General features: G+C 65.0%; 10 protein-coding genes and 2 tRNA genes. 2 read left to right on the top strand and 10 right to left on the bottom strand.

Annotated features, from left to right (window positions below):
• Positions 1 to 2 precede the first annotated feature (2 nt).
• Positions 3 to 1,655: an MASE1 domain-containing protein gene (locus ABE434_RS08975; protein ID WP_346478588.1), complete on the top strand. Its 1,653-nt coding sequence runs from the start codon at positions 3 to 5 to the stop codon at positions 1,653 to 1,655.
• Here ABE434_RS08975 and ABE434_RS08970 read toward each other — a convergent pair.
• The 3 genes from ABE434_RS08970 to uvrB all read right to left on the bottom strand — a co-directional run bounded on the left by ABE434_RS08970 (position 1,598) and on the right by uvrB (position 4,517).
• Positions 1,598 to 2,062: a hypothetical protein gene (locus ABE434_RS08970; protein WP_346478587.1), complete on the bottom strand. Its 465-nt coding sequence runs from the start codon at positions 2,060 to 2,062 to the stop codon at positions 1,598 to 1,600. The genes ABE434_RS08975 and ABE434_RS08970 overlap by 58 nt on opposite strands.
• A gap of 242 nt (positions 2,063 to 2,304) precedes the next feature.
• Positions 2,305 to 2,379 (bottom strand) — tRNA-Val (locus ABE434_RS08965).
• A 107-nt stretch (positions 2,380 to 2,486) separates the two neighbouring features.
• Positions 2,487 to 4,517 (bottom strand): excinuclease ABC subunit UvrB, encoded by a 2,031-nt coding sequence (gene uvrB / locus ABE434_RS08960; protein WP_346478586.1) that lies wholly within the window; start codon positions 4,515 to 4,517, stop codon positions 2,487 to 2,489.
• Between the two features lie 152 nt (positions 4,518 to 4,669).
• On the opposite strand from uvrB, the gene ABE434_RS08955 reads away from it, so the two are divergent.
• Positions 4,670 to 5,203, top strand: a complete 534-nt coding sequence (locus tag ABE434_RS08955) for a GspH/FimT family pseudopilin (RefSeq protein WP_346478585.1) — start codon at positions 4,670 to 4,672, stop codon at positions 5,201 to 5,203.
• 69 nt (positions 5,204 to 5,272) lie between these two features.
• On the opposite strand, the gene ABE434_RS08950 is transcribed toward ABE434_RS08955, so the two are convergent.
• From ABE434_RS08950 to ABE434_RS08920, 7 genes are all read right to left on the bottom strand, one after another.
• Positions 5,273 to 5,349: transfer RNA gene (locus ABE434_RS08950), tRNA-Asn, on the bottom strand.
• 70 nt (positions 5,350 to 5,419) lie between these two features.
• Positions 5,420 to 5,860: a type IV pilin protein gene (locus ABE434_RS08945; protein WP_346478584.1), complete on the bottom strand. Its 441-nt coding sequence runs from the start codon at positions 5,858 to 5,860 to the stop codon at positions 5,420 to 5,422.
• Positions 5,860 to 10,449 (bottom strand): PilC/PilY family type IV pilus protein, encoded by a 4,590-nt coding sequence (locus ABE434_RS08940; RefSeq protein WP_346478583.1) that lies wholly within the window; start codon positions 10,447 to 10,449, stop codon positions 5,860 to 5,862. The genes ABE434_RS08945 and ABE434_RS08940 overlap by 1 nt, the downstream gene beginning before the upstream one ends.
• Positions 10,446 to 10,931: a PilX N-terminal domain-containing pilus assembly protein gene (locus ABE434_RS08935; protein ID WP_346478582.1), complete on the bottom strand. Its 486-nt coding sequence runs from the start codon at positions 10,929 to 10,931 to the stop codon at positions 10,446 to 10,448. The genes ABE434_RS08940 and ABE434_RS08935 overlap by 4 nt, the downstream gene beginning before the upstream one ends.
• Before the next feature lie 7 nt (positions 10,932 to 10,938).
• Entirely contained in the window at positions 10,939 to 12,132 is a 1,194-nt protein-coding gene (locus tag ABE434_RS08930; protein WP_346478581.1) for a PilW family protein, read from the bottom strand.
• On the bottom strand, positions 12,129 to 12,593 hold the full coding sequence (gene pilV / locus ABE434_RS08925; RefSeq protein ID WP_346478580.1) for a type IV pilus modification protein PilV: 465 nt from the start codon (positions 12,591 to 12,593) through the stop codon (positions 12,129 to 12,131). The genes ABE434_RS08930 and pilV overlap by 4 nt, the downstream gene beginning before the upstream one ends.
• Complete coding sequence (locus ABE434_RS08920; protein ID WP_346478579.1) at positions 12,590 to 13,105, bottom strand: Tfp pilus assembly protein FimT/FimU; 516 nt, start codon at positions 13,103 to 13,105, stop codon at positions 12,590 to 12,592. The genes pilV and ABE434_RS08920 overlap by 4 nt, the downstream gene beginning before the upstream one ends.
• Positions 13,106 to 13,111 lie beyond the last annotated feature (6 nt).

Below are 13,111 nucleotides of genomic sequence, written 5' to 3'. Positions count from 1 at the left end.
TAGTGTCCAAGCTGCGCCGGGCTGTTGTTCCAGCCCGTGGTCACCACAGGGAAAAGGGGGTGTACGTGCAGCGGGAATGGTTGAAAAAGGAGTTTCACCTCAATCTGCGCATCTCTTCCAGTGGCGTAGTGCTGGCGCTGGTCTACGCGATGCTGTTCTGGGCAACGCGGCAGATGTCGGTGGACCAGTTCTACCTGCCTGCCGGACTCCGCGTCGCTGCGCTGCTGTTGTGCCCGCCGCGGACATGGCCTTACCTGATCGTTGGTGAGTGGGCTTTCTTCGCGCAGGCACGTTTCCACCTCATCGATCAGTACGGCCTCGCGTGGTTCGTACTTGCATCCGCGCTGCTGATGCCGACGGTCGCAGCGATCGTGTCTCTACACCGCCGCCGATTGGCGGCGGGCAACCCGGCCTGGCTGCTGTCCATCGCAGCACTTTCCGCCGTCGCGATCACGGCGCTCAATCAGGGCCTGGCCTATCTGCTGATGCCCACGCTGCACGACGCCGTCTCCTGGATGGGCGTCGCGAAATACATCATCGGCGACTACCTGGGCATCCTGATTTTCGCGCCGGCCGCGCTGCTGTGGAAACACCGTCACCATCTGCCACGCCCTACCGCTGGCACAGGGATGATGGCCGTGGCGACATTGACGGTGATCGGCGTGCTTGGCGTGACGGCGATGCAGCTTCCCGCCGATGACCTGCTGGCAAAGAGCAGCCTGCGCATCGCGATGCTGCTGCCGGCGGCCGCGCTCACCTGCATGTATGGATGGCGCGGCGCCGCCATCAGCGTAGCGGGATTGAACCTCACCATCGGGCTGACCCTGGAAAGCTCCGGATTGCCCGGGTCGTTCGATCCGGCCGCCTTCATGGCGCAGCAGGTCCTGGCGGTCACCGGCACCGCATTGCTGCTGCTGGGCTCCACGATTTCCCGTTACTACCGGCAGTTCAATGCACACGACCGGCTGGGCAGACAGGCTGCCTCGCTCGTCCGCACGGCCCACCTCGCCAGCGAAGAAAGCCGCAAGGAACAGGCGCTGCGCATGCAGACCATTGGGGAAGATATCGACCGCTCGCTCCAGATGGCAGCCGATCTCCTCAAGCAACGAGGGTATCTGGCGCCGGCGATGGACATGCTTCGCCGTGGCGCATCGCAATCGCGCCTGTTCCGCGAGCAGATCAGCATGGTCTACCCAAGCGACATCGAATACGCAGGTCTTTACGTCGCCCTGCAGTCGGGCGGTGTCGCCGGCGCCTGGGACGCGACCGATCGCGTGGCGCGCCCTCGGTTCAGTGGCGACCCCTGCCAGCTGAGCCTCGGGCTGCAACTGGCGGCCTACCGCAGCCTGGTCGACGCTGTCGGCGTGATGCTCAAGCACGAGTCGGGATTCCTGCGTGTCCGCGCTCACTGCGGTCGTCGTGGCGACTCCCAGGGCATCGTCATCACCGTCGCACTGCTGGATCCGCAGCGCACACTGACCGCGCAGACCGTTGCGCGTGCCAACGAGGTGCTCGGCGGACGGGCCTTGGCTTACGGCGGCAACCCACGTTGCCGCCGTAACCGTCTCCGCCTGGTGCTTGTCGAGACCCGGCAGCCTTACCGCGTGCCGTCAGGGCTTTCGATCGACCAGATCACGCCCCGCGCCGTGCTGTAAGCCACCAGCCACAGCCCCGGCTTGCGATACACGACTTCCCGGCCGGCACCTGCCGGAATTTCCAGGATCCGCCCCGGCAGCGAGACGCGGTCGGCATCCACACCGCCCGGCAGCGTCCAGAACACCGTGTCGATGTTGCCGATGATCGCGCGGACCTGATCATTGCGGTCATTGACCTGGATGTACCAGACGCCGTCCCGCTTGAACTCGAAGGCATGCCAGCCCGCTGCTTCGCTGACGTCCAACGCCAGCGGCGCGGACTCCCCGAGACCCTTCGCTGCGATGTAGCTTCCGTGCGGCTCGCTGACACAGCAGGACGCTGCCTGTGCCGATGGGACCGCGAGAATCGCCGTCGCGAAAGCCGCGGCCGCGTATGCCAAAACCGTAAGACGATGCGTCGTTGCCATTTTGCCTCCTTCCATTGGGATTAGGTCACAGGACCGGTTCCGGCCGGCCGCAGGTCTGGCCAACCGGCCTCGCGACGCTAACACACGGGATCAAGGAGACAGCCTCGACATGCCCGCACCCACGGCCCATGGGAAGGGCGAGGCGCAGAGAACGAAAGGAAAAACGCCGAAAACGAAAAAGCCGGCCTGATGGCCGGCTTCGTCTTGTTCCACCTGTTCCCGTGGCTTCCCAGGTACTGAAGTGGTGGGCGGTACAGGGTTCGAACCTGTGACCCCTACCATGTCAAGGTAGTGCTCTACCGCTGAGCTAACCGCCCGTCTTGCTTTCCTGCCCCGCTGCGAATGCGTCGGTGCAGGCCGCGTATATTACGGACGGCCCCTGGAAAGCGCAACACTTTTGTGAAGATATTTCACAACGCGTTGTTCAGCCCAGACTGGCCTCCTTCAACTTGCGGATCTGGTCGCGGACGCGGGCGGCATCCTCGAACTCCAGATCACGTGCGTGCTGGTACATCTGCTGCTCCAGCGCCTGCAGGCGCTTGGCGATCTGGGCCGGCTCCATCGTGCGGTAATCGGCCGCCTCTTCGGCCACGCGGCCGCCCTTGCCCTTGCCCTTCCCTTTGCCGCGCGACTCCTTCTCGGCCGCTTCCGATCGCGCGCCTTCCAGCACATCGGTGATCGGCCGGAGCACCGACTTGGGCACGATGCCATGCAGTTCGTTGTACTCGACCTGCTTGGCGCGACGGCGGTCGGTCTCGTCGATGGCCGCCTGCATCGAGCGGGTCATCTTGTCCGCATACAGGATCGCCTTGCCACGCAGGTTGCGGGCGGCGCGGCCGATGGTCTGGATCAGCGAGCCGGTCGAGCGCAGGAAGCCTTCCTTGTCGGCATCCAGGATTGCCACCAGCGACACTTCGGGCATGTCCAGGCCTTCGCGCAGCAGGTTGATGCCGACCAGCACATCGAACTTGCCCAGTCGCAGGTCGCGGATGATCTCCACGCGCTCGACGGTGTCGATATCCGAGTGCAGGTAACGCACGCGGATGCCGTGCTCGGTCAGGTATTCGGTCAGGTTCTCGGCCATGCGCTTGGTCAGCGTCGTGACCAGCACGCGGTCGCCAAGCTTGATGCGTTCGTTCACCTCGGACATCAGATCGTCGACTTGGGTACCGACCGGACGGATCTCGACCACCGGATCGATCAGGCCGGTCGGACGCACCACCAGCTCGGCAATCTCGCCCTCGGTCTCGCGCAGCTCATACGGCCCCGGCGTGGCCGAGACGTAGATGCTGCGCGGGCACCGTTCTTCCCACTCTTCGAACCGCAGTGGACGGTTGTCCAGCGCCGACGGCAGGCGGAAACCGAACTCGACCAGAGTCTCCTTGCGCGAGCGATCGCCTTTGAACATCGCGCCGATCTGAGGAATGGTCACGTGCGATTCGTCGATCACCAGCAGCGCGTCCGGCGGCAGGTAATCGAACAGGGTCGGCGGTGGATCGCCGGCATTCTTGCCGGTGAGATGCCGCGAGTAGTTCTCGATGCCGTTGCAGTAGCCGACCTCGGCCATCATCTCCAGATCGAACTGGGTGCGCTGCGCCAGGCGCTGCGCTTCCACCAGCTTGTTCTGCTCGTACAACTGCTCCAGGCGGACCTTCAACTCCGCTTTGATCGTATCCACCGCCGACAGCACGCGCTCGCGCGTCGTGGCGTAGTGGGTCTTCGGATAGATCGTGTAACGCATCATCTTGCGCAGGCTCTCGCCGGTCAGCGGATCGAACATGCTGATCTGCTCGACCTCGCCTTCGAACAGCTCGATGCGCACCGCCTCGCTGTCCGACTCGGCCGGGAACACGTCCACCACTTCGCCACGCACGCGGAACGTACCGCGATGCAGCTCGAACTCGTTGCGGGTGTACTGCAGCTGGGTCAGGTGCTTGATCAGGTCGCGCTGGTCGATCCGCTCGCCGGTGGAGAGGATCAGGCGCATCGACAGATAGTCCTCGGGCGCGCCGAGGCCGTAGATCGCCGACACCGTCGCCACCACGATCGCATCCGGGCGCGACAGCAGCGTCTTGGTCGCCGCCAACCGCATCTGCTCGATGTGCTCGTTGATCGAACTGTCCTTCTCGATGAAGGTATCCGACGAAGGCACATAGGCCTCGGGCTGGTAGTAGTCGTAGTAGCTGACGAAATACTCGACCGCGTTGTGCGGGAAGAACGACTTGAACTCGCCGTACAGCTGCGCCGCCAGCGTCTTGTTCGGGGCCATCACCAGGGTCGGCTTCTGCACCTGCTGGATCACGTTGGCGATCGTATAGGTCTTGCCGGAACCGGTGACGCCGAGCAGGGTCTGCTTGGCGATGCCCGCCTCGAAGTTGGCGGTCAGTTTCTCGATGGCCGCCGGTTGGTCGCCCGCCGGCGAATACGGGGATACAAGTTGGAAACGATCGCTCATGGTGCCGCCACTGCCGGGAAGCGCCCAGTATAACGGCCGCCTTGGTGACGGCCGGTTGATGGGATCACCGACAGCAGAACGCGGCATGAACCGGCGGCGGCGGGGCGTTCGGGCGGCCAGAGTGGACACTTCCCGCGCGCCGGACGTCCACCGTGAACCAGCTCCGCTCCCTGCCCCGCCGCGCCGCCTGCGCGGGCGTGACCCTGATCCAGGCGCTGCTCGCGATGGCGGTGCTGGGCATCCTCACCGGCATGGCCTTGCCGGCCCTGCAGCAGACCCGGGACCGCCTGCAGGCCGACAGCCTGCGCATGCAGCTGGCCTCGGCGCTGGCCACCGCGCGCAATACGGCAATTACCGAGCGGAGCCGGATCACGGTCTGCCCGACCGACGATGGCGTCCACTGTGGCCGGGACTGGAGTCGGGGCTGGATCCTCCATCGCGCCGCGACGCCCTCGGGCCAGGACCCGGCCCAGGACCCCATTCTGGTGCAGCAGCAGGCCCGTTCGAGGCTCAGCGCCCGGGGCAGCCAGCACAAGCCCATCATCCAGTTCCGGCCGGATGGGCAGCTCAATGGCAGCAATCAGTCGGTCATCTTCTGCCTGGACGGCAGCGCTCAAGGGAAGGTCGTGGTCAGCCGGCAAGGCCGCATCCGCAGCGAGCGGCCCCGCCGTCCCGTGGGCTGCTGAGGCAGGCATCGCCGACCCGCCGGAAACACAAAAAACAAAAGCCGCGATTGCTCGCGGCTTCTGTAGATCTGGCGCCCGAAGTTGGACTCGAACCAACGACCCCCTGATTAACAGTCAAGTGCTCTAACCGGCTGAGCTATTCGGGCGGGGTGCGCATTCTAGCCAGCATCGGCGGTGTGATGCAAGCGCTCGCGTCCATTGGATGGAACAGCCGCGTCACCAGCAACCGGAGACGGTCTTTTCGGTCGGCGTCTTGCGCCCGGCCTGGTCCAGCGCCAGCGTGCCGCACTTGTCCTTGGCCTGGCTGCCGCCCTCGACCGGGGTGGCCTGAATGCCGAAGGTGCTGGCCGTTGGATCCTTGTCGAACGCCAGTGTGTAATGCGCGGTGCCTTCGCGCGGCGACTGCGCGAAGGCCAGCGTGGCGGCGGCATAGGTGTTGTTCACCGTGTGATAGCGCTCCAGGTTCTGGGCCAGTTCGACCAGATCGGCCTTGGCCTGTGCCCGCCGCGACTTGCGCACGGAGTCCTGGTACGCCGGCAGCGCCACGGTTGCCAAGATGGCGACCACGGCCACCGTGATCATCAGTTCGATCAGGGTGAAGCCCGCGGCCCCGCGGCGGAAGGAGGTGCGCATCGTCTTTCTCGTCAGGAGGGTCATCAGCGCACCTGCCGCCAGGACTGGCGACCGCAGGGACGCGGCATGTACAACGGATCGGCGCTACCGGTGCGGAGCACATAGGTGCAGATGTCGTTCTTGAGCTGCTCGTCGATCGTGCAGCCCGGATCGCCCGCCTTGCAGATGTTGCTCTTGTTGTCCGGGACGAAGATGCTGTTGTCCTTCATGGGCGGTCCGTTGCTGTCCTTGCCCCCGCTGGTCAGCTTCGCGCCCCCACAGTTGCCGGTGCACAGCGGATCCCCACCGGGCGTGTCGCTCAGCCCGCCCAGCGCGCCGGCGCCGGTCAGCAGGTTCAGCGCATACCGCCAGTTGACGCCACCGCCGCCACCGCAGACGGCCTGCCCAGGCACGTAGCTATTGAAGTACACCGCACCACTCTGGATGCGCGGATTGCCGATGAAGCGCTCCCCATCGACGGTACCGCCGACGATCAGGTCGACGTACCAGCCGCGTTTGCTTACGTAGCTGACTGCGTTCTTGCTGACGTAACGGTAACCATCGCTCCCGAGCGTGATCTCCTGGGCCACCAGGTCACTCCTGCTGCCGACGGTCGTGCTCAGGTTGTCCCAGACGCTGTACAGCGAATTGATCGGAGAGTTCGAGCTGACGGCATTGTCATCGCTGGCGAAGTACTGCCCGGTGCCGAACAGGATGTTGTAGCCGCGGCCGGCCGCTCGGGTCACCTCGAAACCGCCGGTGATCGGTTGGGCCACGCCGTTGCGGGTCGCGGTGAACACCGGCGCGCCGCCATAGGCAACGGTCCAGTTGGCCGGATCGACGTCGCGCAGATCGAACTTCCAGAGATTGCCCTGCATGTCGCCGCCATAGACCGTATCGACGATGCGGTTGGTGTTGTTGGCGGCCACGGCGGCAATGTTCATCAGGCCGTTGCGCAGCGCATAGCCACCGCCGCTGGGAGAAATCCGGCCGATCACCTCGCCGGTCTGGATGTCCACCACGAACAGCACCGGCTTGCCGCTGGAGGAATTGATGCCGTTACCGAACAGCGCCACGAAGCGCGGAGCGGTATTCGCATCGCCGCCGCTGACCGGCACGATCACCGGCTTGCCCAGTGCAAAGCCCATGTCCGAATCGGTCTTGCCCGAGATCTCCCACAGCACGTCATCCTTGGTGAAGCCGCTCGGGTTGCTCACGTTCAACGCGAACATCGAGCCGTTGCCGGCGGCCGTCGCATTCGGTGCACGGTTGGCGCCGCCGGCACCGGTCGAACCGACCAGCACGGTGTGCCACGCATCCCCGTAGTAGACATCCGAGGACGTCAGCGGACCATCGACGTAATACCGGTGCGCATAGCTCGGGTTGGCCAGTTCCGCCATGTGCTGCAGCGAGGAGGACGGAATGAATGCCATCACCTCGCTGCCTGCCGCGGTACCCGTGGACGCGTTGAAGCCATGCAGCATGCCGTCGTTGGCACCGACGTACAGCATCGTCGGCGGGCCACCGGCGGCCTTTTTTGCCTTCAGATAGGCGGTGTAGCGGGAGCCGAGCGTTGCTTTCCATTCGGGCGACGTGGTCCAGGAGCCGTAACCGAAGTTGTTGGCCGTGGACACGATCTCGGTCGTCGAATTGACGATGTCGCCGAGGATGGCGCTGCGCGAACGGAAGCCACTGAACGCTGCACCCTTCAGGTAGTTCACCAGATCGGCGACGGTATGCGAGCCGAACCAGTTCGGGACCGAGCTGCTGAAGCCCATGTTGCCCAATTGAGCGGCGCGATCGCTGCCCGGGACGTTGTTGGCTTCGAACGGTGCAGCTGCTACCGGCACCAGCTGACCGCGTGCGTTGACCGTCGTCGGCGCGGTCGCCATGACGATGTTGCGGCCGCTGGAGCTCATCTTGGTCGACGCCCGCCACAGCACATCGCCATCGGCGCCAAGCGAACCCACCTTGGTCGCGACCACGTCGCCAGTCCAGTCGTTCGTGCCCGAGGGCACTTTGTAGCTGGCCGACACCGTGAACGATCCCGTACTGATGCGGGCGCCGGAACCACCGCCGCCCACGGGCGCATCGCCCTCGGCCGCGCTTTCGAAGATGGCCTCCAGCGCCGCCTTCAGCTTGGCCGGGTTGCGAGCCAGGAAGTAGTTGTCCGGCACACCGGCTTCCTTGGTATCCCACTTGCCGCTGGGAACGCCGTACTTGGCGGCGTACCAGAGCGGGCTCTCGAGCTGGTTGGCCTGGGCACCACTGAGTTTGTAACGGACCACGGAGGGCTTGGCCCAGTCATTCGGCGGATTCTCCGTGGAGCTGATCACCGAGCCGTTGCTGTTGCCGGGACGCAGCAGCAACCGCTGCACGTTGTTGGCTGCGTTGGAACCGACGATGGTGTAGCCGGTGAGCATCGCATTGCCTGCATAGGCAGAGAGATTCTCCAGGCGGACCAGCACCTCATCGGGGCCGATCGTGGCATTCAGCAGCTGATTCTTGCAGACCGCATTGTCCACCGAACGCCAGCACATGTCGGCGATGCCGGTCTTGTCGCCACAGGCGGCGCCGACGCAGTAGCTCATCATGGACACGACATCATTGTCGTGGTCGTTGCCCCACAACGAATCCTCCCAGACCAGAGAGAAGCTGCCGGACTTGGCATCGGCACGATAGGGGCGGCCATAGATATGCTTTGGGGAGACAGCGGCCTGCTTGGTGCCGATGCCCACCGAGCCCAGGAAACAACTCCGCCAACCGGAGTCTGCGGCCTTGGCGGTACCCGTGTTGTTCGCCTGGCACAACGGGGACAGCGAGATGGTGCCACCGGCGACGCTGATGTCGAACTTGGGCAGGTTCTCGGCCATCGCCACGGTATACGTGGTCGCGGTGACTTTGTAATCCGCCGGCTTGCCCGCGAGACCGGGTCGCATGTCCGTCTCCGCCGCCGCCTTGGCCAAGCCAGCAATCAGGTAGCTGCCCTCGGTGGACGGAATATCCGGGCAGATACCACGGACCAGGCTGAGCTGGTTGACCGTCAGCGCCTTGCAGATGTCTTCGTGGGTACTGAGCGAGGCGTAGCGCGGGGTCGCCCCGACGCGCCCGGCGAGGTAGCTCTTTCCATTGATGCCTTCGGCTGCGCCGAGCGCGTCGGTGGCTGCCTCCGCCGAAGCAAGGTGCGGTACAGAACCGACATTGTCGCTGTCGAACGACGGCAGGCCCGACGACATCACCAGGATGTTGCAGGTCGCGCAGTAGGAATTGCCCCCCTGCGCAGGGGAGCGATACGGATCCTTCCATTCCACCCCTTTCGGGAGCTCGGACAGGTCTCCGGTATCGCCGTACACCTTGGTCCCGGCACCCACGTAGCGCAGCGCCTCGGCATACATCTCCGCCAGCGGGTTACCCCACGCACTGCACTTCTTGGCCTTGTCGCCCGACGCGCCAGGATCCAGTAGATTGCCGCGGTCGCCAAACCCCTGGCGGTTGAGAATGCTGTAGTCGTTGCAGTCGTTCCAGTTGTTGCTCCAGTTCCACTGGTCGATGCGGAAGTTGGACATCGTATTGATGATGCCCTCGGCCCCACTGTTCCGTGCCAGGCACAGTTGCCCCGTGGCGAGATTGATCTCATCGCCGGTATCGCAGAGTTTGGTGCCATTACCCGCGATCTTGCCGATGTTCTTGCGCAGGACGCCACCGTCACGCGGACTGGAATACGTGCCGCTCACCAGACCGAAGCGCAGGCGCCCACTTTCACCGTAAGTCTGCAGCAGGCCGCTGGGCTTGTAGTGATCGGTGGTGCCGTCGTTGTATTTGCGGCAGAAGGCCTCACGATGGCTGTCCTTGCCGGGATCGCAGACCTCAAGCCGCACGGTGTAATCGGTCACACCCTTGGGCGTATCTGCGCCGCCCTCACCACTGCGGTTAACGCCGCACTGGTAGGACGCCGTCGACGCCCATTCGGACCAGTTACCATTGGCCACGCGCATGAGCGGCGCGCCGCCCGCTTCGATAGTGGCGTTGCAGAAAGAAGCGCCCGCTTTCAGCGGTGTGAATTTACCGATGTCCGACCCGGTGTAGACCTTGACCCACGCATGCAGATCGTTGGGGATCTGAGCACGTTCGATCACAGTCTTGTTGGGGTCGTCGGTGGAGCGCTGCCCGCCATAAAGCACGTAGCGCATCACGTCCAGACGGCTCATCGTCACCCAGTTGAGGAAATTCCCCGACCATGCACCGCTGCACTCGTGCTTCTTTTCACCCGCCCCCGTCGCCGGGCCCGACGCTTTGAATACGCCGCTGGCGTACCCGTAGCAGAGGTTCGAGTCGAAATAACCCGAGTACGAGAAATTGTTCTGGTACGTGGTATCGATGATCTTGTCATCGTCCAGATCGCTGTAGTCGCTGTAGGCCTTGTTGAACAGCTGCTCATCGCGCGACATCACCATCATCATCAGCGGCGGCTGGCTCTGCTTGGTGTACAGCGGTTCCTGGGCGAGGTCGTAGTCGCCGAGCGCGGCGCGCAGCGGCACCACGCGGCTGAGCAGGAAGCCCAGCACCAGGACACCGAAACCGATGCGCAGCCAGGTCACGGTGCGCTTGCTGAGTTGGAAGCGTTCAGAGGTCATGGGATATAGATCGTGTCGACGACCGCACTGGCCGAGGGGTTGTCCGGGTCATCACTGGCCAATGCCGTGATCTGGTAGATGTTGCCGGTGTCTTCGTTCTCGGGCTGGCCCTCGACGACACTGCCACCGGCCGTGAAGCACTTGTCCATCCGCCGCGTATAGGTCGCCTTCGCGTCGCTGGTGCCGTCGGCCCAGGTCAGCGGATCGAAGATCGGGCTGCACTCTTCCTGGTCGGCGCTGTAGGTCTCACCGCCGGCCAGCGTCGTCTCGATCGTGCTCTCCATCGAACGCGCATCGGCCTCGGCGTTCTGGAACGCCAGGTTGGTGCGCAGATAGTTGGCGGCCATGCGCTCCTGCATACCGGTCACCTGCATCCCGGCCACGCCGAGCAGGGCCAGCAGGATCAGGATGATCAGGGCGACATACAGCACGGCGCCATCCTGGCGGCGGGGGGCGGTGAAGGGCTTGCGACGCATGGCCATGGAGACCTCAGTTGCCGTAGAGGCGGTTACGCACCGCGATCGTGGTCTGGTAGACCGTGCGGAACCGGCCGTCCTTCGGTGCGGTGAAGGTCACCCCCAGCGCGGTCAACGCGGCAGCCGTATTGGCCTGCGCCGCCGCGGAGGGATCCGGGCTTTCCAGCACCAGGCCCAGCTGCACCGCGCCGACCCGGCGCCATGCCGCGTCAGCCGGGCTGAGTGATGCGTCCACGTCCGCCGCGGTGCCCTGGCGGTCGATGAAGCCACTGGGTGCGCCGGTCGCGCTCAGCGCGTGGTCCTGGCCATACAGCAGCTGCATGTTGCGCACGCCTTCGACCAGCGCTTCGGGCTGACCGGCCGCCAGCGCGCCCCCGGGTGCGGCATCGAAACGCACCCGATACAGCGAACTCTGGCGGGTCGTCGCGTCGTAGCCGATGTAATAGACCACGCTCTCGGCGCGGTAGAGCACCGATTGGCCGGCGGTATACAACGTCGCGAAGCTGGTGCTGTTGTTCGGCGCCGTGTCGAAACGCACGGTGCCGGCGGTACTGCTGACGGCACTGGCCTGGAACACCGTGGCCGACACACAGTCGGCCACGCCGAACAGGCCCGGCGTCGGCACCCCGCTCTGCAGCACTGCCCAGCGACCGGTATCGAACGAGAAGGTGGGCTTGTCATCCGTGCCGCCGATGGCGGTCACCGGTACCCCGTCAGGCACGAGGAAGCGCAGTGCGACGATGTCGCTGCCGTCGACGCGGTTGGTCAGCGCCGCGGCATACTCGGTCGGCAGCGCGGGGGTGTACTCGACGCCGCCCGTCGCGGGCGTGGCGCTCAGCGTCAGCGGATCGCCCGGCTTGGTATCGGCGGCCTCATAGCCCTGGATCGACTGCGTGAAGTCCAGCGCAGGGTGGGCACCGGCGGTGAACGTGGTGTGCAGCGAACCGGGATTGTTGATGCTGTGGCTCTGGTCGTTCACGCAGCCGAAGTGGCCGGCCATGCGCAGGTCGCGCTGCAGGAAGTCCATGGCGAAGCGTCCGTTCTCCTGCACGCGGGCCAGGCCTTCGGACAGGCGCGAGGCGGTGCGGGACGCGGCGAACACCTGCATCAGGCCGAGCAGCAGGACCAGGCCGATGACCATGGCGATCATCAGCTCGACCAGCGACAGGCCCGCGCTGGTGCGCTGGAAGGCAGGCACGCGCCTCACAGCCGGGTCCTCGCCGAGAAGGTGGTATCGGCCGCATCCAGCCAGCGTTCATCGCCCCAGCTGACGTTGACCGTGATCTCGTCCCCGTCGCTGGTGACACTGGCGCTGGCTTCGTCGCCCAGCGCCTTGCCCAGCCGGCAGCGCCAGTCGGTCATGTACGCATCCTTGGTGATCTCCGCGCCGGTGGGTGAGACGCAATCGGCGGCCTTTGTCGTTGCCGCATAGGTGCCGACGTAGGTCCCGGCATTGATGCGGTTGATCCGGATCTGATCCAGCAGCTCGTAACTCAGGTTGGTCGCCTGGGTGCGGAAATTCGCACTCTGCACGAACCGCACGTTCATGGTCTGCAGCAGGGCGAAGCCGAGCAGGCCGATGCTCATCACCACGATCGCGATCAGCACCTCGATCATGGTGAAGCCGCCCTGCCCTGCGCGACGCGCGCCAAGGTGTCTTGCCCTCACTTGCAGCTCTCCTTTTCCACGCGCACCTGCCCCACCGCCGACAGCCGCAGCGTGCGCTGCAGGGGCTGGTCGCCGCATTCGTCAGGCTTCAGGGTGATGTCCAGCGCCGCGGCGGCGCGATTGCGACCCCGGCCATCGAAGGCCACGATCAGGTTGTCCTCGCTGCCGAGCATCTTGGGTGAGCCGGCCGAGTAGCGCAGGACCTGCTCGCCGGCGTCGAAGCTGCCACTGCCGTCGGCATCGGACCAGACCATCCAGCCGTCGCCCCAGCTGTCGCCGTTGCATCCGGTGCCTTCGGTGGAGGCGCACACGCCGGCACCGCGGGTGTTCTTCAGCGCTTCACTGCGCGCCAGTGCGAGCGAGGCCATCAATTCGTTGGTGGTGGTGGCCGCGCGATTGGAGCGCAGCACGCCCTGGAAGCTCGGCATGCCAAGCGTAATCAGGATGGCAAGCACCGCAATGGTGACCATCAACTCGATCAGTGTGAAGCCGTTGGACCGGCGCAATGACATGAAACG

It is taken from the genome of Stenotrophomonas sp. TWI1183 (assembly GCF_039673115.1).
In the GTDB taxonomy this organism is placed as follows: Bacteria; Pseudomonadota; Gammaproteobacteria; order Xanthomonadales; family Xanthomonadaceae; genus Stenotrophomonas; species Stenotrophomonas maltophilia_AA.
This window is presented reverse-complemented; position numbering and strand designations above follow the sequence as displayed.

Bases quoted from the DNA above. Each gene is read 5' to 3' on its own strand.
- ABE434_RS08935 (WP_346478582.1), bottom strand. From the start codon at position 10,931: ATGGCCATGCGTCGCAAGCCCTTCACCGCCCCCCGCCGCCAGGATGGC.
- ABE434_RS08920 (WP_346478579.1), bottom strand. From the start codon at position 13,105: ATGTCATTGCGCCGGTCCAACGGCTTCACACTGATCGAGTTGATGGTC.
- ABE434_RS08970 (WP_346478587.1), bottom strand. From the start codon at position 2,062: ATGGCAACGACGCATCGTCTTACGGTTTTGGCATACGCGGCCGCGGCT.
- ABE434_RS08945 (WP_346478584.1), bottom strand. From the start codon at position 5,860: ATGACCCTCCTGACGAGAAAGACGATGCGCACCTCCTTCCGCCGCGGG.
- uvrB (WP_346478586.1), bottom strand. From the start codon at position 4,517: ATGAGCGATCGTTTCCAACTTGTATCCCCGTATTCGCCGGCGGGCGAC.
- ABE434_RS08940 (WP_346478583.1), bottom strand. From the start codon at position 10,449: ATGACCTCTGAACGCTTCCAACTCAGCAAGCGCACCGTGACCTGGCTG.